At 58.1% G+C, this 24,448-nt stretch carries 24 protein-coding genes; 14 read left to right on the top strand and 10 right to left on the bottom strand.

Translation table 11 applies throughout. From position 1 onward, the window contains the following. The first annotated feature begins 189 nt into the window (after positions 1-189). Positions 190-2,100, top strand: coding sequence for a 3-dehydroshikimate dehydratase QuiC (gene quiC / locus AC07W5_RS03880; RefSeq protein ID WP_495022813.1), 1,911 nt, complete (start codon positions 190-192; stop codon positions 2,098-2,100). 102 nt (positions 2,101-2,202) lie between these two features. Beyond that, positions 2,203-2,880 carry a TetR/AcrR family transcriptional regulator gene (locus AC07W5_RS03875; RefSeq protein WP_494993565.1) on the top strand — a complete coding sequence of 226 codons (678 nt, stop codon included), beginning with the start codon at positions 2,203-2,205 and terminating at the stop codon, positions 2,878-2,880. A gap of 47 nt (positions 2,881-2,927) precedes the next feature. Here the strand turns inward: AC07W5_RS03875 and AC07W5_RS03870 are convergent, their stop codons facing one another. After that, positions 2,928-3,782 carry a shikimate dehydrogenase gene (locus tag AC07W5_RS03870; protein ID WP_494993566.1) on the bottom strand — a complete coding sequence of 285 codons (855 nt, stop codon included), beginning with the start codon at positions 3,780-3,782 and terminating at the stop codon, positions 2,928-2,930. Between the two features lie 5 nt (positions 3,783-3,787). Next, positions 3,788-4,228 (bottom strand): type II 3-dehydroquinate dehydratase, encoded by a 441-nt coding sequence (gene aroQ, locus AC07W5_RS03865; RefSeq protein WP_494993567.1) that lies wholly within the window; start codon positions 4,226-4,228, stop codon positions 3,788-3,790. Positions 4,229-4,552: 324 nt separating this feature from the next. Between aroQ and AC07W5_RS03860 the strand changes: the two genes are divergently transcribed. Then, complete coding sequence (locus AC07W5_RS03860; RefSeq protein ID WP_495022812.1) at positions 4,553-4,981, top strand: DUF4160 domain-containing protein; 429 nt, start codon at positions 4,553-4,555, stop codon at positions 4,979-4,981. Beyond that, a complete protein-coding gene (locus AC07W5_RS03855) occupies positions 4,978-5,424 on the top strand; it encodes a DUF2442 domain-containing protein (RefSeq protein WP_495022811.1) in 447 nt (148 codons plus the stop codon). The genes AC07W5_RS03860 and AC07W5_RS03855 overlap by 4 nt, the downstream gene beginning before the upstream one ends. A 65-nt stretch (positions 5,425-5,489) precedes the next feature. Here the strand turns inward: AC07W5_RS03855 and trmA are convergent, their stop codons facing one another. Beyond that, entirely contained in the window at positions 5,490-6,578 is a 1,089-nt protein-coding gene (trmA, locus tag AC07W5_RS03850) for a tRNA (uridine(54)-C5)-methyltransferase TrmA (protein ID WP_495022810.1), read from the bottom strand. Next, a complete protein-coding gene (locus tag AC07W5_RS03845) occupies positions 6,575-7,870 on the bottom strand; it encodes an NCS2 family permease (RefSeq protein WP_494993571.1) in 1,296 nt (431 codons plus the stop codon). Before AC07W5_RS03845 ends, trmA begins: the two co-directional genes overlap by 4 nt. A 203-nt stretch (positions 7,871-8,073) precedes the next feature. Between AC07W5_RS03845 and AC07W5_RS03840 the strand changes: the two genes are divergently transcribed. Both AC07W5_RS03840 and AC07W5_RS03835 read left to right on the top strand, forming a co-directional pair. Further along, positions 8,074-8,529 (top strand): DUF4879 domain-containing protein, encoded by a 456-nt coding sequence (locus AC07W5_RS03840; RefSeq protein WP_494993572.1) that lies wholly within the window; start codon positions 8,074-8,076, stop codon positions 8,527-8,529. Between the two features lie 67 nt (positions 8,530-8,596). After that, positions 8,597-9,148, top strand: coding sequence for a DJ-1 family glyoxalase III (locus AC07W5_RS03835; RefSeq protein ID WP_494993573.1), 552 nt, complete (start codon positions 8,597-8,599; stop codon positions 9,146-9,148). Positions 9,149-9,162: 14 nt separating this feature from the next. On the opposite strand, the gene AC07W5_RS03830 is transcribed toward AC07W5_RS03835, so the two are convergent. Further along, the gene (locus tag AC07W5_RS03830; protein WP_494993574.1) at positions 9,163-10,404 is read right to left on the bottom strand and encodes an MFS transporter; all 1,242 of its coding nucleotides are present in this window, start codon (positions 10,402-10,404) and stop codon (positions 9,163-9,165) included. A 397-nt stretch (positions 10,405-10,801) separates the two neighbouring features. On the opposite strand from AC07W5_RS03830, the gene AC07W5_RS03825 reads away from it, so the two are divergent. From AC07W5_RS03825 to AC07W5_RS03815, 3 genes are all read left to right on the top strand, one after another. Further along, entirely contained in the window at positions 10,802-12,235 is a 1,434-nt protein-coding gene (locus AC07W5_RS03825; protein WP_495011306.1) for a cytochrome ubiquinol oxidase subunit I, read from the top strand. A gap of 3 nt (positions 12,236-12,238) precedes the next feature. Further along, on the top strand, positions 12,239-13,246 hold the full coding sequence (gene cydB / locus AC07W5_RS03820) for a cytochrome d ubiquinol oxidase subunit II (RefSeq protein WP_494993576.1): 1,008 nt from the start codon (positions 12,239-12,241) through the stop codon (positions 13,244-13,246). A gap of 71 nt (positions 13,247-13,317) precedes the next feature. Beyond that, the gene (locus tag AC07W5_RS03815; RefSeq protein WP_494993577.1) at positions 13,318-13,485 is read left to right on the top strand and encodes a DUF2474 domain-containing protein; all 168 of its coding nucleotides are present in this window, start codon (positions 13,318-13,320) and stop codon (positions 13,483-13,485) included. A 90-nt stretch (positions 13,486-13,575) separates the two neighbouring features. On the opposite strand, the gene AC07W5_RS03810 is transcribed toward AC07W5_RS03815, so the two are convergent. Together AC07W5_RS03810 and AC07W5_RS03805 are read right to left on the bottom strand one after the other, a co-directional pair. Next, the gene (locus AC07W5_RS03810) at positions 13,576-14,700 is read right to left on the bottom strand and encodes a methyltransferase (protein ID WP_495011307.1); all 1,125 of its coding nucleotides are present in this window, start codon (positions 14,698-14,700) and stop codon (positions 13,576-13,578) included. 217 nt (positions 14,701-14,917) lie between these two features. Beyond that, a complete protein-coding gene (locus AC07W5_RS03805) occupies positions 14,918-15,628 on the bottom strand; it encodes an autoinducer binding domain-containing protein (protein WP_495022809.1) in 711 nt (236 codons plus the stop codon). A 413-nt stretch (positions 15,629-16,041) separates the two neighbouring features. Between AC07W5_RS03805 and AC07W5_RS03800 the strand changes: the two genes are divergently transcribed. After that, positions 16,042-16,818: a ferredoxin--NADP reductase gene (locus tag AC07W5_RS03800; protein WP_495022808.1), complete on the top strand. Its 777-nt coding sequence runs from the start codon at positions 16,042-16,044 to the stop codon at positions 16,816-16,818. 47 nt (positions 16,819-16,865) lie between these two features. Here AC07W5_RS03800 and mscL read toward each other — a convergent pair whose 3' ends face one another. After that, positions 16,866-17,279: a large-conductance mechanosensitive channel protein MscL gene (gene mscL / locus AC07W5_RS03795; protein WP_494993581.1), complete on the bottom strand. Its 414-nt coding sequence runs from the start codon at positions 17,277-17,279 to the stop codon at positions 16,866-16,868. Between the two features lie 882 nt (positions 17,280-18,161). Between mscL and radA the strand changes: the two genes are divergently transcribed. Continuing rightward, on the top strand, positions 18,162-19,529 hold the full coding sequence (gene radA, locus AC07W5_RS03790; protein WP_494993582.1) for a DNA repair protein RadA: 1,368 nt from the start codon (positions 18,162-18,164) through the stop codon (positions 19,527-19,529). A gap of 77 nt (positions 19,530-19,606) precedes the next feature. Here radA and AC07W5_RS03785 read toward each other — a convergent pair whose 3' ends face one another. Next, positions 19,607-19,975, bottom strand: a complete 369-nt coding sequence (locus AC07W5_RS03785) for a PilZ domain-containing protein (RefSeq protein WP_494993583.1) — start codon at positions 19,973-19,975, stop codon at positions 19,607-19,609. Between the two features lie 190 nt (positions 19,976-20,165). Between AC07W5_RS03785 and AC07W5_RS03780 the strand changes: the two genes are divergently transcribed. The 3 genes from AC07W5_RS03780 (at position 20,166) to yjiA (ending at position 23,540) form a co-directional block, all read left to right on the top strand. Beyond that, complete coding sequence (locus AC07W5_RS03780) at positions 20,166-22,232, top strand: carbon starvation CstA family protein (RefSeq protein WP_494993584.1); 2,067 nt, start codon at positions 20,166-20,168, stop codon at positions 22,230-22,232. 15 nt (positions 22,233-22,247) lie between these two features. Then, positions 22,248-22,445 carry a YbdD/YjiX family protein gene (locus tag AC07W5_RS03775; RefSeq protein ID WP_010448516.1) on the top strand — a complete coding sequence of 66 codons (198 nt, stop codon included), beginning with the start codon at positions 22,248-22,250 and terminating at the stop codon, positions 22,443-22,445. A 123-nt stretch (positions 22,446-22,568) separates the two neighbouring features. Next, complete coding sequence (gene yjiA / locus AC07W5_RS03770; protein ID WP_495022807.1) at positions 22,569-23,540, top strand: GTPase; 972 nt, start codon at positions 22,569-22,571, stop codon at positions 23,538-23,540. Between the two features lie 149 nt (positions 23,541-23,689). Here yjiA and AC07W5_RS03765 read toward each other — a convergent pair whose 3' ends face one another. Next, positions 23,690-24,400 (bottom strand): GntR family transcriptional regulator, encoded by a 711-nt coding sequence (locus AC07W5_RS03765; RefSeq protein WP_495022806.1) that lies wholly within the window; start codon positions 24,398-24,400, stop codon positions 23,690-23,692. Positions 24,401-24,448 lie beyond the last annotated feature (48 nt).

Genomic DNA, 24,448 nt, shown 5'->3' with positions numbered 1-24,448 from the left:
TCAATTCACTAACGGCCATTGTGTTCGATAATCGCCCGAAAAACTAACCAGTTCGTACACTTTGAATTGCTGTATGGATGGCTCGGCTCAATAATTCACACCGCTAACCCCGTAGCAGCCTTCGGCAGCTGCTACGAAAAGCGTGCAGGTCCTCTAACAAGATCAGCCCATTTCACCGGGAGTTGAAACATGCAGCGTTCCATTGCCACCGTTTCCTTGAGCGGTACCCTGCCGGAAAAGCTTGAAGCCATCGCCGCCGCCGGTTTTGACGGGGTGGAGATTTTCGAGAATGACCTTCTCTACTACGACGGCAGCCCGCGTGAAATCAGGCAGATGTGCGCTGACTTGGGCATCGCCATCACACTGTTTCAGCCTTTCCGTGATTTTGAAGGTTGCCGCCGCGATCGTTTGTCGCGCAACCTCGAGCGGGCCGAGCGCAAGTTCGACCTGATGCAGGAACTCGGCACCGATCTGGTGCTGGTGTGCAGCAACGCCTCGGCAGACAGCGTCGGTGATGAGCAAATCCTGATCGACGACTTGCGCCTGTTGGCCGAGCGCGCTGGCGCTCGGGGCCTGCGGATTGGCTATGAAGCGCTGGCCTGGGGCCGGCATGTGAACACTTATCAACAGGTCTGGAACATCGTCCGTCAGGCCGATCACCCGAGCCTTGGCGTGTTGCTGGACAGCTTTCACACCCTGTCGCTCAAGGGCGATCCGAGGGCCATCGCCGAGATTCCGGGCGACAAGATCTTTTTCGTGCAAATGGCCGACGCACCGATTCTGGCCATGGATGTTCTGGAGTGGAGCCGGCACTTCCGCTGTTTCCCTGGTCAGGGTGAGTTCGACCTGCCGGGCTTCCTCGCGCCAATCATCAAGAGTGGCTACACCGGACCGTTGTCGCTGGAAATCTTCAACGACGGTTTCCGCGCCGCGCCGCCCCGGGCCAATGCCGCCGATGGTTTGCGCTCCTTGCTGTACCTGGAAGAAAAAACCCGCGAGCGCCTGCAACAAGAAACTGTACCTGCGGCCAACCTTGATACTCTGTTCGCCACGCCTGCGGCCAGCGAGTACGACGGCATCGAGTTTCTCGAGTTTGCGGTGGACGAAAGCCTTGGCGCCAAACTGTCTCACTGGCTGGAGCGCCTGGGGTTCGTCAAGGCCGGTCAGCATCGTTCCAAGAACGTCAGCTTGCTACGCCAGGGCGATATCAACCTGATTCTCAACTCAGAGCCCTATTCATTTGCCCACAGCTTTTTCGAAGCTCACGGGCCGTCGCTGTGCGCTACGGCGATTCGGGTCAAGGACAGCGCCAGCGCACTGGCTCGGGCTGTTGCTTACAAAGGCCAGCCTTATCGCGGTCTGGTCGGGCCGAATGAGCTTGAGCTGGCGGCCGTACGGGCGCCGGATGGCAGCCTGATTTACCTGGTGGATCAGGACGTCGACGGCAAAACCCTCTACGACACCGACTTCAATCTGCAACCGGCACTGATCGCCAGCGGCGGTCTCAAGCGCATCGACCATATGGCCATGGCGCTGCCGGCGGACAGTCTCGACAGCTGGGTGCTGTTCTACAAAAGCCTGCTGGATTTCGAGGCCGACGATGAAGTGGTACTGCCCGATCCTTATGGTCTGGTGAAGAGCCGTGCGCTACGCAGCCGTTGCAGCTCGATTCGTTTGCCATTGAACATCTCCGAGAACCGCAACACGGCGATTTCACACGCCTTGTCCAGTTACCGCGGTTCTGGGGTACACCACATTGCCTTCGATTGTGACAACATCTTCGCCGAAGTCAGTCGGGCCAAAGAGGCAGGGGTGCCGCTGCTGGATATCCCTCTGAACTATTACGACGACCTCGCGGCACGTTTTGATTTCGACGACGAGTTTCTCAGTGAACTGGCGTACTACAACGTGCTGTATGACCGCGACGCGCAAGGCGGTGAGCTGTTCCATGTCTACACCGAACCTTTCGAAGGGCGCTTCTTCTTTGAAATTATCCAGCGCAAGAATGGCTACGTGGGTTATGGCGCGGCGAACGTCGCTGTGCGCCTGGCAGCGATGGCCAAGTCACGCAGTGGTGGCGTGCGGCAGGCCAAGTTGTAAGCGTTTGGTAACGGCGGTCAGAAACGGCCGCCAGTGTCCTTTCCTTCACTGCGCGGCGCGGCCCATAATCGCTACCTGTGCAGTGATGGCCGTGAGCCCGGAATGACTATGACCCCAGACCTCTCTGTAGCGCCCGACGAGCCTGCTCTCGAGCCGCGCAAGAGTCGCAAGAACAACCCGGAAAAGACCCGCGAGAATATTCTTCAAGAGGCTATTGTCGAGTTCGTCCAGCAGGGGCTTTCGGGTGCTCGCGTTGATGCCATCGCCGAGCGTATCCACACCTCCAAACGAATGATCTATTACTACTTCGGCAGTAAGGAGCAGCTCTACGTCGAGGTTCTGGAGAAACTCTACGGCGATATTCGCAGCACCGAGAGCCGTCTGCACCTGGCTGAGCTGGAGCCCCGTGAGGCGATTCGGCGGCTGGTGGAATTCACCTTCGATCACCATGATCGCAACGTCGATTTCGTGCGCATCGTCAGCATCGAGAACATTCACAATGCCGAGTACGTGAAGCAGTCCGACGCGATCAAGGCGATGAACAACACCATTCTGGATTCACTGGGGGAGATTCTTGAGCGCGGTGCCGAGGAGGGCGTGTTCCGCCGTGGGCTTGAACCACTGGACGTGCATTTGCTGATCAGTTCGTTCTGTTTCTACCGCGTCTCGAACCGCAATACCTTTGGCGAAATCTTCCAGATCAATCTGGCGGACGAAGCGATCAAACAGCGCCATCGCGAAATGATCAGCGAGTCGGTGTTGCGGTATTTGCAGGCCTGAGCTGTGGCGAGGGGCTTGCCCCCTCGCCACACATACCTGTGCATCTCTTAGCTATTCATGCTCTGAAAGTGCTCAAGCATTCGCTGCGCATCCGGCACCACGCCGCTGAACAATTCAAACGCCTTCACTGCCTGAAACACCGCCATCGTGCCGCCATCCAGTGTGCGACAGCCTAAAGCTCGAGCGTTGCGCAGCAGTTCGGTTTCCAGCGGGAAGTAGACGATCTCTGCGATCCACAATTCTGCTCTCAGTAACTCCACCGGCACTGGCATTCCAGGCAGCTTGGCCATGCCCATCGGTGTGGTGTTCACCAAGCCATCGGCTTGCGCCAGTGCGCTCGGCAGATCGCTTCCCGCACGGGCGCGACCGGCACCGAAGTGCTTGTTAAGGTTGTCTGCCAGGCTTTGTGCGCGGCTGGTTTCCACATCGAAAATGCTCAGCTGTTGCACACCTTCGCTCAGCAGCGCGTGGGCAACCGCCGCCCCGGCACCGCCTGCGCCCATTTGCACCACGTGCCGGCGGGCGACGCCATTCAAGCCACGCCGAAAACCTTCGGCAAAGCCCAGACAATCAGTGTTGTGGCCGATGCGTTTGCCATCCTTGAGCACCACGGTGTTCACCGCGCCGATGCCGCTTGCCTCAGGTGAAAGTTCGTCGAGCAACGGGATGATCGTTTGCTTGCACGGGAAGGTGATGTTCAGCCCGGTAAAATTCATCCGCTCGGCGGCCAACAGCAGCTCGGGCAGGGCGTTGCTGTCGAGTTTCAACGGGTCCAGATCGATCAACCGATAGAGGTAGCGCAAGCCCTGGGCATCGCCTTCATGCTCGTGAAGTGCGGGTGTGCGCGATGCCTGGATGCCCGCGCCAATCAGTCCAGCCAGTACACCGGTTTTCTGCGACATACCGATCACCCCTTCAACTGCTGGCTGAAATGCTCCAGCGCCAGGCGATAGCCGTTGCTACCAAAACCGCAAAGCACGGCCTTGGCAATCGCCGACACAAACGAGTGATGACGGAACGGTTCGCGAGCATGGACGTTGGACAGGTGGACTTCGATCACCGGCAGCTCACTGGCCACCAGTGCATCGCGGATCGCTACCGAAGTGTGGGTCCAGGCCGCCGGGTTGATCACGATCCCGGCGCAACGGCCGCGAGCGCCGTGAATCCAGTCGAGCAACTCGCCCTCGTGGTTGGTCTGGCGAAACTCTACCGCCAACCCGAACTCCTCTGCGGCACGGCCGCACAAGGCAGAAATGTCAGCCAGGGTTTCATGGCCATAAGTCGCCGGCTCACGGGTGCCGAGCATGTTCAGGTTCGGGCCGTTGAGCACCAGAACGATAGGGGACATGTGGGGTATCTCCGCTGTTATTTTTGGCTTTGGCTGAGAGAGTCAGCCTGTGGGGATAAATTGTACTAACTAGTTACTTCGGTCAATTGAAGACATGCGGCAGGCAAGAAACGGCAGAAATAAGTGTTCGGTGATCGGACATTTCAGCCAGGGCAGAGGGCGGGGTCGTAAGAATTGCTTACGGCTTGGAGCCGCAGGACGAGGGGCTTTGCCCGCTGGCAGAACTAATCTCAAGTCCGGGCAGTGGCATGGAAAACTGCCAGCTGTCGGATTCATTAAGGAAAAACGAGCCAAGTGGCTTATTAACCTAACGGATGGGTTAGCATGAAAATATGCAACTACAAGGGATTGGCGATGGTGCTCATGCTGCGAGACGAACACTGTCCGCCTCACGTGCATGTCGACGGAGGCAGATGGAGTGCTCGTTTCAAATTCAGCTTCTGGCATAACGGCGTTGAGCTGTGGGATGTCATCCCTTATGCCCGTCGACCGCCTTTGGCGATCCTGGAGGGCTTGCGTCAGGAGCTGAAACAACCTGCTCATTTGCAGCGTGCGCGCAGTATTTGGTGGGTCAAAATTCAGACTGCCTGCCTGGATAATCAGTTGTGGGATTGGCAGGCAGTTGAAGTGGTCGCAACGAAGAGGCCTGGCAGCACGACCTATCTGATTGAGTCGGCTCGTTATGAGCTAGAGGGCAATAGAACCCTGCTGGAGCTGGTTGATGCGCCAGACAGGGTGGAGATCGAACTATGAAAACGATAAAGGCCAGGGTGCCATTCGATGGGCCGGTAACCGAGGCCGTTCTGGATGAAGCGATAGAACGTGGTCAGGCTCGCCGCAGTTGCGGGGTCAATGCGACCACCGTGAAGTTTCAGGAGCAGCGCCTGTCTATCGGTTTTGAAGATGGCAGCGCGATCCTGCTGCCGGTGAAGAACTATCCGGAATTCGATGATTTCAAGGACGAGGATTTCGCCGGACTGGAAATTGGCTTTGCAGGTACGGCGATCTGTCATGAGGCGCGGGATTTACAGGTATCCATTGCCGGTATGATATCGGCCAGCAAGCCGTTGATGGACATGGCAGCGGTAGTGATCGCCTCGCGCAATGGACGGCAAAGCAGTGATGCCAAAGCGCAGGCGGCCCGTGCTAACGGTAGAAAGGGTGGTCGTCCGCGCAAGGTCGATGTCACCCTTTAAGCTGCCCGGATGACCCATGCAAAACAGCCGTCATTGCGACGGCTGTTTTGTAGGTCAGAGCAGTTTCAGCGCCGGGTCAACAACACCCCGGACTCCATATGATGAGTCCATGGGAATTGGTCGAACAGCGCACAGCGGGTGATGCGGTGGGTGTCGTGCAGTTGGGCGATGTTGGCCGCGAGGGTTTCCGGGTTGCACGAGATGTAGAGGATATTCTCGAAGCGTCGGGTCAGCTCGCAGGTGTCCGGGTCCATACCGGCGCGCGGTGGGTCGACGAACACGCTGCCGAACTCGTAGCTCTTGAGGTCGATGCCGTGCAAACGGCGGAGCGGGCGAACCTCGTTCAAGGCTTCGGTCAGTTCTTCTGCGGACAAACGCACCAGGGTGACATTATCCACAGCGTTTTCGCTGAGGTTGCTCAATGCGGCATTCACCGAGGTCTTGCTGATTTCGGTAGCCAGCACTTTGCGCACACGGGTTGCCAGCGGCAGGGTGAAGTTGCCGTTGCCGCAATACAGCTCCAGCAAGTCATCCGAACGCTCGCCGAGTGATTCGAACGCCCAGTTGAGCATCTTCTGGTTGACCGTACCGTTGGGCTGAGTGAACGCGCCTTCCGGTTGGCGGTAGCTGAACGTGCGGCCGCCGACGTCGAGCTTCTCGACCACATAATCGCGGCCAATCACCTCGCGCTTGCCCTTGGAACGACCTATCACGCTGACATTCAAGTCGGCGGCCAGTTTTTCTGCGGCGACTTGCCAGTGCTCATCCAGCGGGCGGTGATAGCACAGGGTGATCATCGCATCGCCAGCCAGGGTGGTCAGGAAATCCACCTGAAACAGCTTGTGGCTCAATGCTGCGCTGGCTTGCCATGCCGCCTTGAGCTGCGGCATCAATTGATTGATGCGCAGGCTGGCGATCGGGAACTCTTCGATCAGAATCGGCGTGCGATTGTCCCCCGGGGCGAACATTGCGTAGTGGCGCTCGCCGTCTTCACGCCACAGGCGGAATTCGGTACGCAGGCGGAAATTCTTCAGCGGTGAGTCAAACACCTGAGGCTCGGGCGCATTGAACGGTGCCAGCAGTTCGCGCAGGCGCGCAGCTTTTTCGTCGAGCTGACGGGTGTAGGCTTCGGTGTCGAAAGACGGAGCACTCATGCGTTGAACCAACCCAGCTTGATCACAAACAGAATCGACAGAATCACCAGCGCCGAGTTCAGTTCACGACCACGACCGGACAGCACCTTGATCGCGGTCCAGGAGATGAAACCGAAGGCAATGCCGTTGGCGATGGAATAAGTGAACGGCATCGCCAGGGCGGTGACAACTACAGGCGCGGCGACAGTGATGTCGTCCCAGTCGATTTCGGCCAGGCCGGAGGTCATCAGTACCGCGACGAACAGCAGGGCGGGCGCGGTGGCGAAGGCTGGAACGCTGCCGGCCAGTGGCGCGAAGAACAATGCCAGCAGGAACAGGATCGCCACAACAATGGCGGTTAGACCGGTACGGCCGCCGGCGCTGACGCCCGCTGCCGACTCGATATAGCTGGTGGTCGTCGAGGTGCCCAGCAAGGAGCCTGCCATGGCCGCAGTACTGTCGGCGATCAGGGCGCGACCCATTTTCGGCATGTGGCCGTCTTTGCCCATCAGGCCGGCGCGTTTGGCCACGCCGATCAGAGTGCCAGAGTTGTCGAACAGATCGACGAACAGGAAAGCGAAGATCACGCTGACCAGACCGATGTCCAGCGCGCCTTTGATGTCCAGTTGCAGGAAGGTCGGCGCCAGGGGAGGCGGCATCGACATCACGCCGCCGAACGGGGTAAAGCCCAGCGCGATGGAAACAATAGTCACCGAAAGAATGCCGATCAGCACTGCGCCACGAACCTTCAGGGCTTCAAGAGCGACGATCAGGGCGAAACCCAGGGTGGCGAGGATCGGTGCGGGTTGTTTCAGATCGCCCAAGCCAACCATAGTGGCTGGGTTACTGACCACGATGCCGGCGTTGTGCAGGGCGATCAGTGCCAGAAACAGGCCAATACCGGCGGCAATCGCCGAGCGCAGCGCCAGCGGGATGCTGTTGATGATCCATTCGCGGATGCGGAAGATCGACAACAGGAAAAACATCACCGCCGAGATGAACACCGCCCCCAGTGCTACTTGCCAGGTGTGGCCCATGTGCAGGACTACGGTGTAGGTGAAGAAGGCGTTCAAGCCCATGCCCGGCGCCAGAGCGATCGGGTAGTTGGCGATCAGGCCCATCACGGTCGAGCCGATGGCCGCCGCCAGACAGGTCGCGACAAACACTGCACCCTTGTCCATGCCGGTCTCGCCGAGGATGCTCGGGTTGACGAACAGAATGTAGGCCATGGCCAGGAAGGTCGTGAGGCCCGCAAGAATCTCGGTCTGCACGTTGGTGTTGTGTGCCTTGAGTTGAAACAGCCTTTCCAGCATGTCTGCTCCCCGTGGCGCGCCCGGCGCCGTGAATGTATCGACTCAAACAGCAAAGCACAGTCTGCCTGAAGCACCTGTTGATTTTCTGTGGGTCGGAAAAAGCCGCGCATCATACCAGTAGCTTGCACCAATGACTGCGATCCTTGGCGTTGTTTTGCCGTAGTGGGTAGTGGGGCATACTGCGCGCAAGTTTGGGGGTAGATATGTATTGCACAAAGAACAGTGTCGTTTTGCGTCTTGGGTTGTTGGGTGCCCTGCTAACAGGGGCACAAACCGCCTTGGCTGCTCCGGCCCCGCCGTTGAGCGAGGTGAAAATTCTCAAGGTCCAGTCGCCGGTCTGTGGCCTGGAAGACGTATCGGATGGCCGTGAACAGACCCACTGCAATCACGGCGGTGGGACTATCAGGGTTTTCGTGCTGGAGCAGGGTTATGGCCGAAACCCGATTGTCGCGTTGGACGGTTTAGCGGTGAGTGGTAATAAAACGAGGGTCTGTGCGGCCGCCGGCAATGGTTTGGGGGCGTGTTCCGATTCGGCGAAAATAGTCGGTTATCTCTATATCTTCGATCTGGTCGGCAAACAGGAGGGCACCTTCACCTTCAGTAACACGTCCATCAACGCGCCTGGAAACACCCTGTCAGCGCAGATCTACATCAAGTAATTGCACTCGCCGGACGCTTATAAGGAAAGCTGACTAAGCTTTAAGGATTATTGTGTGGAAACAGCCCATGACCTTTAGAGCTCTGATCACCCTCGCCGAAGGCATCGACGACCTGCAAAGCGTGACCCTGATCGATGTACTGCGCCGCGCCGGGATTGAAGTGGTGGTGGCCAGCATTGAGTCTCGGCGCATGCTCACTTGCGCGCGCGGTACCCGGCTGACGGCCGACGCCATGCTGGTGGATGTGCTGGCACAGCATTTCGACTTGATCGTACTGCCCGGCGGTGTGGTCGGCGTCCAGCACCTGGCGGCCAATCAACCCTTGCTTCAATTGGTCACGGACCAGGCTGCGGCCGGACGTCTGTTCGCCGGCATCGCCGAAGCCCCGGCGCAGGCCTTGCAGACTTATGGCGTTCTGCGCCAGCGGCGCATGACCTGCCTGCCAACAGCCAGCCATCAGTTGTCCGGCTGTAACTTCATCGACCAACCGGTCGTCGTCGACGGCAATTGCATCACCGCCCAAGGCTCCGGCGCGGCGCTGCCGTTTGCGCTGACACTGGTTGAGCAACTCTGCGGCAAGGCCAAGCGAGCGGCGTTGGCGGGGGAGTTGGTGGTTTAACCGCGAAGGGCTCCTCAGGCGTTGGTTTCGACACTCGCGACCGCATGCATGCGGTCGCGTTTGGCCAGTGTCGGAAACAGTTTGATCCATGCGCCGGTGACCATCAGCGTACCGATCCCACCGAGCACCACAGCCGGCACGGTACCGAACCAATGGGCGGTCACGCCGGATTCGAATTCACCCAACTGGTTCGAGGCACCGATGAACAGGCCGTTCACGGCGCTGACCCGGCCGCGCATTTCGTCCGGGGTCTCCAGTTGCACGAAGGAGGCGCGGATCACCATGCTGATCATGTCAGCGGCGCCCAGCACCACCAGGACCGCGAGGGAGAACCAGAATGAGGTCGATAAGCCAAAGGCGATGGTCGCAACGCCGAATACGGCGACGGCGGTGAACATGATTCGCCCGACGTTGCGCTCCACGGCAAAGCGCGCCAGCCACAGCGACATCAGCAAGGCGCCGACAGCGGGGGCCGAGCGCAGTAACCCCAGGCCCCATGGCCCGGTGAGCAGGATGTCTTTGGCGAACACCGGCAGCAATGCTGTCGCCCCCCCCAGCAGTACGGCGAACAGGTCCAGGGAGATCGCCCCGAGAATGTCCGGCCGACTGCGAATGAAGCGAATCCCGGCCAGCAGCGAGTCCAGCGTCGCCTTGCCTTTGTTCAGCGGTGTTTGTCGGGCGGGCAGGTTGAGCATCAGCAGGCAGGCAATGATGTACAAAATCACGGTGGGGCCGTAAACCCAGACGCTGCCGAAGGCATAGAGCAAACCGCCCAGAGCCGGCGCGACAATGGTGGCCGATTGTTGGGCTGACTGCGACGCGGCAACGGCTCGCGGGAACAGTGCACCGGGGACGATGGTCGGCAGCAACGCTTGAGTTGTCGGCATTTCGAACGAGCGGGCGGCACCCAGCAGGAAGGCGAGGATGAAGATCATTTCCCGGGTGACGTTGTCGGTGACACTGCCGATCACCAGGGCCAACGCGATCAATGCTTGTAAGGACTGACAGATGGCTGCGATTTTGCGCCGGTCATAACGGTCCGCCACATGCCCGGTGTGGAGCATGAACAGCACCCTCGGGGCGAACTCCACCAGCCCGACCCAGCCGAGGTCCAGGACATTGCCGGTCAGTTGATAGAGGTTCCAGCCAATGGCCACGGTCAGCATCTGGAAACCACTGGCGGTAAACACCCGAGCAAGCCAGAACGCGATAAAAGGGCGGTGATGACGCAACAGAAGGGGGGCTTGGCTAGGCATCTGAAAGGCAGGTCTGTGCGGGGGGAAAACGAGACTATCACCAAGCTGTAACCATTGGGTGCTAGGGCCGAAAATTTCGTTAGCCAAGCATCTATTTCAACAATGACGACATTCCCTATGGCGAGGGGGCCACTCCCTCGCCACAGTGTCCGGTGAGGCAACCTGTCACGCGACAAACGACCACACAGTCCAGGCCTGAAAATGGGACTACTCTTTGAACGTTGATTGATCCAGATCAATTCCTTTTCCGGAACTGATCTGGCGGCCAGATGGCCAGAATCCCTGCGTTGTGATGGTTTAGAAAAAACGAATTTGAATTCGCCACGCGCCATATCCGTGGGGGCAGTGGGTGCAGGCCTCTAGCCGGCAGCCGGTATTACCTGACAGAGGAAGACTTATGTTCGGTTTGGAGGCACTTGATCTCGCCCGAATTCAGTTCGCGTTTACCATCTCGTTCCACATCCTGTTTCCAGCCATCACTATTGGTCTGGCGAGTTACCTGGCGGTGCTCGAAGGCCTGTGGCTGAAGACGCACAACGATACCTACCGCGATCTGTACCATTTCTGGTCGAAGATCTTTGCCGTCAACTTCGGCATGGGTGTAGTTTCCGGGCTGGTCATGGCCTATCAGTTCGGCACCAACTGGAGCCGCTTCTCCGACTTTGCCGGGTCTGTCACCGGGCCGCTGCTGACCTATGAGGTGCTCACGGCGTTCTTCCTCGAGGCTGGTTTCCTCGGCGTCATGCTGTTCGGCTGGAACCGGGTCGGGCGCAAGCTGCACTTCTTCGCAACCGTCATGGTGGCCATCGGTACGCTGATATCGACCTTCTGGATCCTGGCTTCCAACAGCTGGATGCAAACCCCGCAAGGTTTCGAAATCATTGACGGTCGGGTGATTCCGGTTGACTGGCTGGCAGTGATTTTCAACCCGTCTTTCCCCTACCGTCTGATGCACATGGCCACGGCGGCCTTTGTCGCTACCGCCTTCTTCGTCGGTTCGTCCGCTGCCTGGCACCTGCTGCGCGGCCGTGATAACCCGGCAATCCGTACGATGCTGTCGATGGCGATGTGGATGGCGCTGGTCGTGGCGCCGATCCAGGCGGTTATCGGTGACTTCCACGGCCTCAATACCCTCGAGCATCAACCGGCAAAAATCGCCGCGATCGAGGGCCATTGGGAGAATGTCGGCAATGAGCCGACTCCGTTGATCCTGTTCGGCTGGCCGGACATGAAAGCCGAGAAGACCCGTTTTGCCGTAGAAATCCCTTATTTGGGCAGCCTGATCCTGACCCACTCGCTGGACAAACAAGTACCGGCGCTCAAGGACTTCCCACCTGAAGACCGACCGAATTCGAGCATTGTTTTCTGGTCGTTCCGGGTCATGGTCGGGCTGGGTATGCTGATGATCTTCACCGGGTTGTGGAGCCTGTGGCTGCGCAAGCGCGACACCCTGTATTCGTCTCGTCCGTTCCTGTATCTGGCGTTGTGGATGGGGCCGTCCGGTCTGATCGCGCTCCTTGCCGGCTGGTTCACCACCGAGATCGGGCGCCAGCCGTGGGTGGTCTACGGATTGATGCGCACGGCGGATGCCTCGTCGGGGCATGGCTTGACGCAGATGAGTATCACCCTTGCCTTGTTCGTCGTGGTGTATTTCTCGCTGTTTGGCGTGGGTCTGGGCTACATGATGCGTCTGGTGCGCAAAGGACCGGTGCTCAACGAGGGGGCCGAAGCAAGCCACGGTGGTCCTGGCCAGAAACGTACACCAGCGCGTCCGCTTTCCGCTGCTGATGATGATGGCGATCACAGCGACAGCCTGAACAAGGGGAACTGAGTCATGGGTATTGATCTTCCGCTGATCTGGGCCGTGATCATCATCTTCGGCATCATGATGTACGTGGTTATGGATGGGTTCGACCTGGGGATCGGAATCCTTTTCCCCTTCGTCAAGGAGGACCGCGATCGCGACGTGATGATGAACACCGTCGCGCCGGTCTGGGACGGTAACGAAACCTGGCTGGTGCTGGGCGGCGCCGCACTCTTCGGGGCCTTTCCGCTGGCCTACTCGGTGGTGCTCTCGGCGCTGTACCTGCCGTTGATCCTGATGCTGATCGGGTTGATTTTCCGCGGCGTTGCCTTCGAATTCCGCTTCAAGGCCAAGGACGACAAGCGACACCTCTGGGACAAGGCCTTTATCGGCGGCTCGCTGACGGCGACCTTCTTTCAGGGCGTGGCGCTGGGGGCTTTCATCGATGGCATTCCGGTGGTCAACCGCCAGTTCGCCGGCGGTTCGCTGGATTGGTTCACGCCCTTCACACTGTTCTGCGGTGTGGCACTGGTGGTCGCCTATGCTTTGCTCGGCTGCACCTGGCTGATCATGAAGACTGAAGGCAAGCTGCAGGAGCAGATGCATAATCTTGCGCGACCGTTGGCGTTCGTCTTGTTGGCGGTGATCGGCATTGTCAGTATCTGGACCCCGCTGGCCCACGTCGAGATCGCAGCCCGCTGGTTTACCTTGCCGAATCTGTTCTGGTTCCTGCCGGTGCCGATTCTGGTGTTGGTGACCCTGTACGGTTTGATCCGCGCCGTGGCCCGCAATGCGCATTACACGCCGTTCCTGTTGACCCTGGTGCTGATCTTTCTCGGCTACAGCGGTCTGGGCATCAGCCTGTGGCCGAACATCGTGCCACCGTCGATATCGATCTGGGACGCCGCGGCACCGCCGCAGAGCCAGGGATTCATGCTGGTCGGCACGTTATTCATCATCCCGTTCATCCTGGGTTACACCTTCTGGAGCTACTACGTGTTCCGCGGCAAGGTCACCCATGAAGACGGTTATCACTAGGTGTAGGAGCGAGCTTGCTCGCGATGGCGTCTTCTTGGGCGCCATCAAACCCCCAGAGAGGATTTCAGGTAATGACCGGCAAACACTCCTTGCAGGAAATCGAACAGGCGGAAAAGAAACCGCTCTGGCACAGGCTTGGCTGGCTGGCGGTGATCTGGACCGGTAGCGTGCTGACCCTGGCGATCGTCGCCAGCCTGATGCGCATGTTCATGAACGCCGCCGGCCTGACCACACACTGAAATTCGCGACACCCATTCCCATCCCGTTGCCTTGCGGCACGGATTTATAACCCTCCTGACGGAGGGTTTTTTTTGCCTGGGATTCGAGCGTTATTTACGCGCTTTGAGAATCACGAACTTGGGCGTGGCCGCTACTTGCTCGACGCCACGGAACAATCGGGCGAGTTTGCTGTGATAGCCCAGATGACGATTGCCGACGATATATAACGCGCCGCCGACCACCAGCGCCTCACGAGCTTGTTGGAACATCCGCCAGGCAAGAAAATCACCGACCACCTGTTGCTGGTGAAACGGCGGGTTGCATAACACGACGTCAAGCGATTGCGGCTCTTGCCCGGCCAGGCCGTCGCCAGCGCGGACAATCACTGCGCGCTCACCGAGTGCCGCGCGCCAGTTTTCGGCCGCCGATTGCACCGCCATGAATGATTCATCCACCAGCGTGTACTGAGCCTGAGGGTTTTGCAGCGCGCTGGCGATGGCCAGCACCCCGTTACCGCATCCCAGGTCGGCGACCCGCGCACTGCCAAGGTTTTTCGGCAAGTGTGGGAGAAACGCCCGCGTGCCGATATCCAGGCCTTCGCGGCAGAACACATTGGCATGGTTCAACAATTCGATCGCAGGCTCCTCGAGGGTGTAGCGAGTCGGGTAAGGCGATACGGCTGGTTTTTTGCTCTCGGGTGTGGCGATCAGCAGGCGGGCTTTTTTCACCGCCAGCGAAGCCTGTACCGGGCCAATATAGCGTTCCAGCAGATCGCCGGCGGCGCGTGGCAGGTGTTTGACCATGGCGGCCGCAATCACCTGCGCACCGGGGGCCAGTTGGTCTTGCAGGCGAATCAGCTGTTCTTCCAGCAAGGCCAGGGTTTTCGGCACCCGGATCAACACCCGGTCGAACGGTCCGGTCAGGTTTTCGCTGGCGGGCACGATCGGCACGGCATCGAAGGCCTGGCCGTTACGCACCAGGTTCTTCTCCAGTGCCAGGGTGGCGAGAAACGAGTCGCTGCTGCTGGTGACCTGTACATGCCCGACCAGGCTGGCTGCCAGAGCGCCAAAGCTGTCGTTGAGCACCAATACCCGGGTACCCGCTGCCGGCCGTTGCTCGGCCAGATGGTTGAGCAGGAATTCATCAGCCGCGTCGAAGGCCTGTAACGGCTCGTTCTGTTGTTCAGGCTGGCGGATCAGGTCGAGCTGGGCGAAGGGGCTGTCGAGCAGGGGCATGGTGCGGGGACTCTGGGTAATCAACGGGTGTCCCGCAGGGCCTGAGCGGCTTTGATGCTTGCAGGATCGTCTGAGTGGACTGCGTCGCGGTGCTGGGCAACTCGCGTCATCACTCAGATGCGGCCGCAAATGGTACGTTTTTTTCTAATGAATTACTCGCAGGTTTTATCGGCGCGAACAGTGGGTAGTTCGGTCTTTGTCTACCGTACGGCAAGGCTCAGAGCCATCCTTTCAGGCTGGCCTGCACCACTGCCGAGATTTTATTGTTGACGCCCATCTTCTTTATTGCGCTGCTCACATGGAAATTCACGGTCCGCTCCGAGAGATTGAGGATGGTTGCAATGTCGGAGGCGGTCTTGCCGTCCGCAGACCATTTCAGGACTTCGGTTTCCCGGGTCGATAAACTGGTCCCGTCACGAAAGTCAGCGTCGGATAGTAGCTTCTGCGCGACGATTGAGTGCAGCGTGTGGCTTAGCCAGATAAGTTGGCCTGCCTTCCCGTAGAGCTCCCTGGCAGTGATCGGTTGGTGGCTTCGTGAGAGGCTCAGTACGCTGAAGAATCCACGAAGATCATGCACCGATTGCGACCAGCCATGACGCATCCCATGGGCTTGCGTATCTTCCCAAAAGGCAGGGGTGCTAGAGAACGCGTTGTCATCCCAGAGGATAGGCAAAACCGACTGACTGCAATATTTTACGATCGGATCTATTGCGACATAGTTATGCGCTTCGTATTTTTTGTTCCATTCGTCCGGGTAGTTGTTGATCTTTACAGTGTGTGTCTGAGTACTTTGCGAGTGAGGGCTGACCGCAAATGCGCAGTACTCAAATCCCATCTCGTAAATAAGGCTAAGAGCGACTTCGAATGTGGACTGAATGTCGCTGCCTTGCGTTAATCGCTGTATCTGGGCGTCGGTCCAAATAGTCATTGATTATTCCCTCTGTCGGGCTCTGTAGGGTATTGCATTGGATCCAAGGAAAACTCGAAAACCGAGTGTAGGATATTTCTTTCGGAAATGCTGAGGACTTTGTTCGAAATTGAACGATTTTATTATTAGCAAGCTCACAATGTGACATGGCATAAAAATACCCTGCATCCTCTAATGGTCGGGAAGAGTGAGGGGGGTTTAATAGTGTTGCGATTGTTTAAACCAAACCTGGTTAGTGCAATATATAGTCAGAATCTATCACTATGCTGTCAGTCTCATTCGTTTAAAGATTATGTTGAGCGTGTGCCACACTCACACACACACACACACACAGCCCGATAACATTACAAATCGCCGGTGTTCCTGGGCTCGGCTTTGCGGGAAACTGGGGTACCTGTTCAATGGAGCGCCCCATGACTGTCAGCGCCGAAAAATTTACCCGCCAAACGTTGCTCGACGTACAACCGCTGACTCCTGGCCTGTTTATGTTGCGCACCACCCGGGATCCGGGCTTCCGATTCCAGGCCGGGCAATTCGCTCGCCTGGGGGTTACCAAAGCGGATGGCAGTACGGTGTGGCGGGCCTATTCCATGGTGTCTTCACCTCATGACGAGTTTCTTGAATTTTTTTCCATTGTCGTTCCGGGTGGTGAGTTCACCAGTGAGCTGAGTCGTTTGGGGGAGGGCGATACATTATTGGTCGAGCGCCAGGCATTCGGTTTTCTGACCCTTGACCGCTTTTCCAGTGGCCGTGATCTTTGGTTGTTATCCACAGGTACGGGCGTTGCGCCGTTTTTGTCGATCCTGCAGGACTTTGATGTGTGGGAAAAATTCGAGCGAATCATCTTGGTTTATAGCGTGCGCGAAGCACGAGAGCTGGCCTACCAGGACCTGATAGCCGGACTGGCACAGCGTGAGTACCTGGCTGAGTACGGCCATAAATTGCAGTTCATCGCGACGGTCACCCGCGAGCAGTCTTCGGGAGCCTTGAACGGGCGGATCACCCGGTTGATCGAGAGTGGCGAACTGGAGCGAGCCGCAGGCGTGGAGCTTACGGCCGAGCATTCGCGGGTGATGCTCTGTGGTAACCCGCAGATGATCGATGACACGCGTAGCATGCTTAAAAAGCGTGATATGCAACTGAGCCTGAGTCGCAGGCCCGGACAGGTTGCTGTAGAGAGTTACTGGTAAAAAAAACGGCGCCTTGATGGCGCCGTTCTTTATCGCGACAGGAGCGTTCAGGCTCTGTTGTTCTGCGCTTTGAGCAGGTCGCGAATTTCGCCAAGCAGCTCTTCTTCCTTGGTCGGAACCGGCGGCAGGGTTGGCGCAACGGCCTCTTCGCGTTTCAGGCGATTGATTGCCTTCACACCCATGAAAATCGCGAACGCGATAATCAGGAAGTCGATGATGCTCTGGATGAATTTGCCATAGGCCATGACCACTGCCGGAGTGCCGCCCTGAGCCGCTTTGAGCGTGACCGCCAGGTCAGCGAAATCCACCCCACCGATCAGCAGGCCAATGGGCGGCATCACCACGTCACCTACAAATGACGAAACGATTTTGCCGAAAGCCGCGCCGATGATGATACCGACGGCCATGTCGACCACATTACCTTTGACCGCGAAGGCCTTGAACTCACTTAGCACGCCCATAGGTTATTTCCCTGTTACAGATGAGGTTGGTGAGCGCAGTGTAATTCAGCAAAACGCATCTTGCTCGACGCAACTGCTTATAGCGCTCGCAGGCATCGACCTGCCGGCAGCAAATGGTTTACAACGTGCCCTCAATCGCGCGCGAAGTCCGTGGGGATTCCATTATCGTGGCCGAAAAGCTGAAGGGCTGCCCAAGGCCAAAGTCCTCACCTCGAACCAGCCCGGCCGATGCTCACGCATTGCTGCGGGAGGGGGCGCAAGCTTGTCGCAACGCTCTGGATCGCGGGTGGTAATATCGATGACTTATGTCTGGTTGGTTTGTTTTTATGCTCCAAAACAGTAGGTATAAACAGACGGTGTTGTAGTTCAATGGCGGTACGTCAGCAGTTGTCGGAGGAAAGCAGTAGCGCAAGTGCACCTCTAAAAGTTGACCGACGCGAGGAATCAAGCTTATGGCAAAAAAGGTTCGTCGCAAAAGAGTTGCTCTAAAATGCTTATCAAGTTTTCCGGGTAAGTTTGAAGTGGCAGGACTAAGGTGATGGGCGTTGCGTTAAAGGTGCTTTTCAGCGTGTTGCTTGTACATTGCGCTTTTTAAGTAGCAAGGTTTGTACAAGCTTTGGTTTGGTTTAATGGGCCGGGTCGAGGTCTGGACTGATGCGTCAAAACGAAAGTTGTACAACTAGTACTCAATCGTAATTCGCCTGACCCATTACAGGAAATAGAACACGTTACTAAAGCGTCTGGCGAAATGGGTTGATTGAACCTGCCTTGAAGCGACTCAGCTTTGGTGTAAACGCAACGGCAAGATTGAAATCCATACGGCGTGCGCCGCGCTGATCGCCGCCAGCTGAGCTATCATCGCGGTTTTTCGTTGGAGTTCTGATGGCCAAGGCAAAGCGCATGTACGGCTGCACGGAGTGCGGCGCAACCTTCCCCAAGTGGGCCGGCCAATGCGGCGAATGCGGCGCCTGGAATACGCTGGTCGAAACCGTGCTGGAAAGCGGTGCGGCCGCGGCTCCCAGCGGACGTACTGGCTGGACCGGGCAGCAGGCTCAGATCAAGACGCTGGCCGAAGTCAGCGTTGAAGAAGTTCCGCGTTTTTCCACGGCATCCGGCGAGCTGGACCGGGTGCTCGGCGGCGGTCTGGTAGACGGTTCGGTGGTGTTGATTGGTGGTGATCCGGGCATCGGCAAGTCGACCATCCTGTTACAAACCTTATGCAGTCTTGCCGCGCGCATGCCGGCGTTGTACGTCACAGGCGAAGAGTCCCAGCAGCAAGTCGCCATGCGCGCCCGTCGCCTGGGATTGCCTCAGGACAAGCTGCGGGTGATGACCGAAACCTGCATCGAAACCATCATTGCTACGGCTCGGGTAGAAAAGCCGAAAGTCATGGTGATCGACTCCATTCAGACCATCTTCACCGAGCAACTGCAATCGGCGCCGGGTGGCGTGTCCCAGGTGCGCGAAAGTGCGGCGTTGCTGGTGCGTTACGCGAAACAGAGCGGTACCGCGATTTTCCTGGTCGGCCACGTCACTAAAGAGGGGGCACTGGCCGGGCCGCGGGTGCTGGAGCATATGGTTGATACCGTGCTGTATTTCGAAGGTGAGTCGGATGGCCGTCTGCGTCTGTTGCGGGCGGTGAAAAACCGCTTCGGCGCAGTCAATGAATTAGGTGTGTTCGGCATGACCGACAAAGGTCTGAAAGAAGTCTCTAACCCGTCGGCAATTTTCCTTACTCGCGCTCAGGAAGAAGTGCCGGGCAGTGTGGTGATGGCCACCTGGGAAGGCACCCGGCCGATGCTGGTGGAAGTCCAGGCACTGGTGGACGACACTCACCTGGCCAACCCGCGTCGGGTAACCCTGGGCCTGGATCAGAATCGACTGGCCATGCTGTTGGCGGTCCTGCATCGACATGGCGGCATTCCGACCCATGATCAGGATGTATTCCTCAACGTGGTCGGCGGGGTCAAGGTATTGGAAACCGCTTCCGACCTGGCGTTGATGGCGGCGGTGATGTCCAGTTTGCGCAACCGGCCTTTGCCCCATGATCTGCTGGTGTTTGGCGAAGTGGGTTTGTCCGGTGAAGTGCGACCGGTACCCAGCGGTCAGGAGCGCCTGAAAGAGGCCGCCAAACACGGCTTCAAGCGGGCCATCGTACCCAAGGGCAACGCACCGAAAGAGGCGCCGCCAGGGTTGCAGATTATTGCCGTGACACGTCTTGAGCAGGCATTGGACGCGCTGTTCGAATAAAGACGACTCGGGATACGATCTTTAATGTATCCCGCCTCCAGGCGACTTGCGGCCGGCTCCTGGTTGATCCGTCATGATCAAATCTTGATCAGCGCTCCCAGCTCCCGTTCAAGTACGGCCTGATCGCCCAGATTGAGCTCGATCAAGCGCCGCAGGCGGCTGACAGATTCCAGGTTGATGTACCGGCAGACGAAGCCAAGCTGGCCGTGATCTTCATGGGTAAGCTGTACGTCCATGGCGATCTCGACCTCCTTGCTCAAGTGAATGTCGACGGAAAAAATCTGTTCCTTGTTCCCCTGCCAAGGCTCGGGACGTTCGATCAGCAAGCCCTTGAGTGACAGATCAATCAGCTGCACTGGCCAACGATTCCCGCCCTGGCTGAGTTCAGTCGTGGCGTCGAAGGCTATACGTTTGAAGCGGCGGCGATCTGCAGGGTGGTCGCTCATGGCGCAGTCCTCTTGATGTTTGCTGACTATAGACCCGCATCTGTAGAAGCTGCCACCGTCTGTGCTCACTCAGGAGGGGGAAGGGAGCCTTGAAACAAGGCTCCAGACCAATGTCGGGTATGGTCTTTAATGCAAACAGGTCTAAACTCGAGGTGAGTTTCTCTCAAGTCCACCTGGCTGGAAGAAAAAGATGAAAAACAATAATAGCCTGCTACGCCACTTACCCTGGCTGCTGCTGGCAATCGTAGGTGCGTGTGCCTTAGGGGTAGTGGCCTTGCGCCGCGGCGAGGCGATCAACGCCTTGTGGATTGTGGTTGCGGCAGTGGCTATTTATCTGGTTGCTTATCGTTACTACAGTCTGTTTATCGCTAACAATGTGATGCAGCTTGATCCACTGCGGGCCACTCCCGCAGTGCTCAACAACGACGGTCTGGACTATGTGCCGACCAACAAACATGTGCTCTTCGGTCACCACTTCGCAGCCATTGCCGGTGCGGGGCCGTTGGTCGGCCCGGTTCTGGCAGCGCAGATGGGCTACCTGCCCGGTACGCTGTGGCTGATCGCCGGTGTGGTGCTGGCTGGCGCCGTGCAGGACTTCATGGTCCTGTTCATGTCGACCCGCCGCAACGGCCGTTCTTTGGGCGACATGGTCCGTGAAGAAATGGGCCGCATTCCTGGCACCATCGCGCTGTTTGGCTGCTTCCTGATCATGATCATCATCCTCGCGGTGCTGGCGCTGATCGTGGTCAAGGCCTTGGCCGAAAGCCCGTGGGGTATTTTCACGGTGATGGCGACCATCCCGATCGCGATGTTCATGGGCATCTACATGCGCTACATCCGCCCGGGTCGCATCGGTGAAATCTCCCTTGTCGGGGTGTTGCTGTTGCTGGGTTCGATCTGGCTGGGCGGGCAGATTGCCGCCGATCCCGTGTGGGCCAAAGCGTTCAGCTTTACCGGCATCCAGATCACCTGGATGCTGATTGGCTACGGTTTCGTCGCGGCGGTACTGCCGGTCTGGCTGATTCTGGCGCCGCGTGACTACCTCTCAACCTTCCTCAAGATCGGCACCATCATCGCCCTGGCGATCGGCATTCTGATCACCATGCCCGAGCTGAAAATGCCGGCACTGACCCAGTTCACCGACGGTACCGGGCCGGTATGGAAGGGCGGGCTGTTCCCGTTCCTGTTTATCACCATCGCTTGTGGTGCGGTGTCTGGTTTCCACGCGCTGATTGCCTCCGGGACCACGCCGAAACTGCTGGATAACGAAAGCAACGCCCGTTACATCGGTTACGGCGGCATGCTGATGGAATCCTTCGTGGCCATCATGGCCATGGTGGCTGCTTCGGTGATCGAACCGGGCGTGTACTTCGCGATGAACAGCCCGGCGGCCATTGTCGGCGCTGATGCTGTTTCGGTTGCTCAAGCGGTCAGCAGTTGGGGTTTTGCAATTACCCCGGAAGCGCTGCAAGCGGTGGCCAGGGACATCGGTGAAACCACGGTTCTGGCCCGTGCTGGTGGCGCTCCAACCCTGGCGGTCGGTATCGCACAGATCCTGCACCACGTACTGCCGGGTGAAAACACCATGGCGTTCTGGTACCACTTCGCGATTCTGTTCGAGGCACTGTTCATCCTGACCGCCGTCGACGCCGGTACCCGTGCCGGTCGTTTCATGCTGCAGGACTTGCTCGGCTCTTTCGTTCCGGCTCTTCGGCGCACTGAATCCTGGACCGCCAACCTGATCGCGACCGCCGGGTGCGTGGCGATGTGGGGTTATCTGCTGTACCAAGGTGTGATCGATCCGCTGGGTGGCATCAACACCTTGTGGCCGCTGTTCGGTATCTCCAACCAGATGCTGGCCGGTATCGCGCTGATGCTCGCCACTGTCGTACTGATCAAGATGAAACGCCAGCGCTACATCTGGGTGACCTTGCTGCCGGCAGTCTGGCTGCTGATCTGCACCACCACCGCAGGCTTCATCAAGCTGTTCGACGCCAACCCGGCGATCGGTTTCCTGTCCCTGGCCAGGAAATACAGCGATGCGCTGGCCAGCGGTCAGATCCTCGCCCCGGCCAAGGACATCACCCAGATGCAGCATGTGATCTACAACGCCTACACCAATGCGACACTGACGGCGCTGTTCCTGTTTGTGGTATTCAGCATCCTGTTCTATGCCCTCAAGGTCGGTGTTTCGTCCTGGGGCAGCAAAGAGCGCACGGACAAAGAAACGCCATTCCAGGCCCAGCCGGAAGCGTAATAGAGGGTTGCAGCCATGTTCAATGACCTGAGTCGCCTCGGTAAGTACCTCGGTCAGGCCGCGCGCCTGATGGTCGGCATGCCCGACTACGACACCTACGTCGAGCATATGCAAACCAAACACCCGGACAAGCCGGTGATGAGCTACGAGGCGTTCTTTCGCGAACGCCAGGAGGCTCGCTACGGAGGCAAGGGCGGTCCGAAATGCTGTTGAAATACGGCGTTTAAGCAACACACCACTGTAGGAGCACGGCTTGCCGGCGATTGCGATCCTCTGGACGTCATCGCCGGCAAGCCGTGCTCCTACAGTTTTTTCTGCATATGGGAGATATTCGTTTTGCTACCCACCATCCCCGTCACGGTCCTTAGCGGCTTTCTCGGCGCCGGCAAAACCACGCTGTTGCGCCATTTGCTCAAGGCCGAACACGGTTTGAAAATCGCCGTGATTGAAAACGAATTCAGCGACGCCAACATAGACGCCGAGCTGCTGGGCGAAGAGCCAGTGCAAGTCATGACCCTGTCCAACGGTTGCGTCTGCTGCACCATTCACACCGATCTGACCAAGGCGCTGTACTTGTTATTGGAGCGTCTGGACAGCGGAGAAATCGCCTTCGACCGGCTGGTGATCGAATGCACTGGTCTGGCGGATCCGGCGCCGGTGGCGCAAACCTTCTTCATTGATGAAGAACTGCGCGAACGCTATATCCTCGACGGCATCATCACACTGGTTGATGCGGCGCACGCTGAACATCACCTGACCCAGACGATTGCCCAGGCACAGATCGGTTTTGCCGATCGCTTGCTGGTGAGTAAGCGCGATCTGGTCGACGAGGCGACGTTTAACGCTCTGAGTGAACGTCTGACCCGGATCAATCGTCGCGCGCCGATTCGCGTGGTCGAACACGGCAAGATCGATCTGGCCGAGTTGCTCGATGTGCGTGGCTTCAATCTCAACGCCGACCTCGGCGGCGGTGTAAGCCTGCGCCCGGTGAGCAAGGCGCCTTCCATCGACCGCATCTCCAGCCTGGTGCTGCGTACCGACAAAGCGCTGGATATCGACAAGCTCAGCGAGTTCATGAACGAACTGCTGGAAGACCACGGCAAGCAACTGCTGCGCTACAAAGGTGTGCTGAACATCATCAACGAACCACGACGCATGGTGTTTCAGGGCGTGCTGAAGTTGTATGGCTTCGATTGGGACGCCGAGTGGGCCGAGGATGAAGCGCGCGAGAGCGTGATCGTGTTTATCGCCGATGAATTGCCGGAAGAGAAAATCCGCGCAGGGTTTGCGCGAGTGGCGGCTGAGTAAGGTCGAATATTTCCAGCGTGTTTGAGACCGCTATCGCGAGCAGGCTCGCTCCCACACTAGATCACCTGTGAACACAATATTTGTGAACACCACCAATCCAATGTGGGAGCGGGCTTGCTCGCGAAGGCGATCTAACCGGCAACACGATTTCAACTAGACGCTAGCCCTGAGTTCAGCAGTTTCTCCTCAAGATGATCCAGATGCAGGGTCATCAACCCCTCGGCAGCCTTGGCATCCCCGCGCTCCACTGCCTCGACAATCGCCGCATGCTCCTGCCACGCACAATGACTGCACGACTGTTCTTCATAGCAGGCGATAGCCAGTGAAGTCAGCGGCACCAGGCTTCCGAGAAATTGGGCCAGCGGTGCATTGCCGGCGACTTGCGCGAGTTGCAGATGGAACTCACCCGACAGGCGAATCGCCGACCCGCGTTGGTTTTGTTCGATGCAGCGGCGTTCGCGGTCGATCAATTCGTGTAACTGCGGCAGGTGCCGGGAAGTTGGTTGTTGGCAGGCCAGTCGCACCAGGGTGGTTTCTGTCAGCCTTCGGGCGTGGAGTATCTGGCGAGTTTGTTCGGCATCGGGGGCCGCGACTTGCGGGCGATGATTGGGCCGCAGAATGATCACCTGCTGATGAGACAATCGCGCCAGTACCTGGCGGATGATACTGCGGCTGACACCGAATGCCTGGCCAAGGCTTTCTTCGGTGAATCGGCTGGCCGGGGCAATGCGTTGTTCGAGAATGGCGTCGAAAATCTGCGGATAGATGTCGTCGACGCAACGCTTTTTTTCGCTCTGGCGGCGCAGGGGCAGGGCGGCAGAAATCGAGAAAACGGGATTCTTCAAGGCGTAGGAACTCATGGCCTGTCTCCAGTCCGGTTGCCGATAGGGTTTTTTCTACTACAGCTA

Source organism: Pseudomonas sp. GW821-FHT01E05, assembly GCF_059422425.1.
The sequence above is the reverse complement of the archived record's forward strand: the minus strand, read 5'-3'. Positions and strand labels throughout refer to the sequence as shown.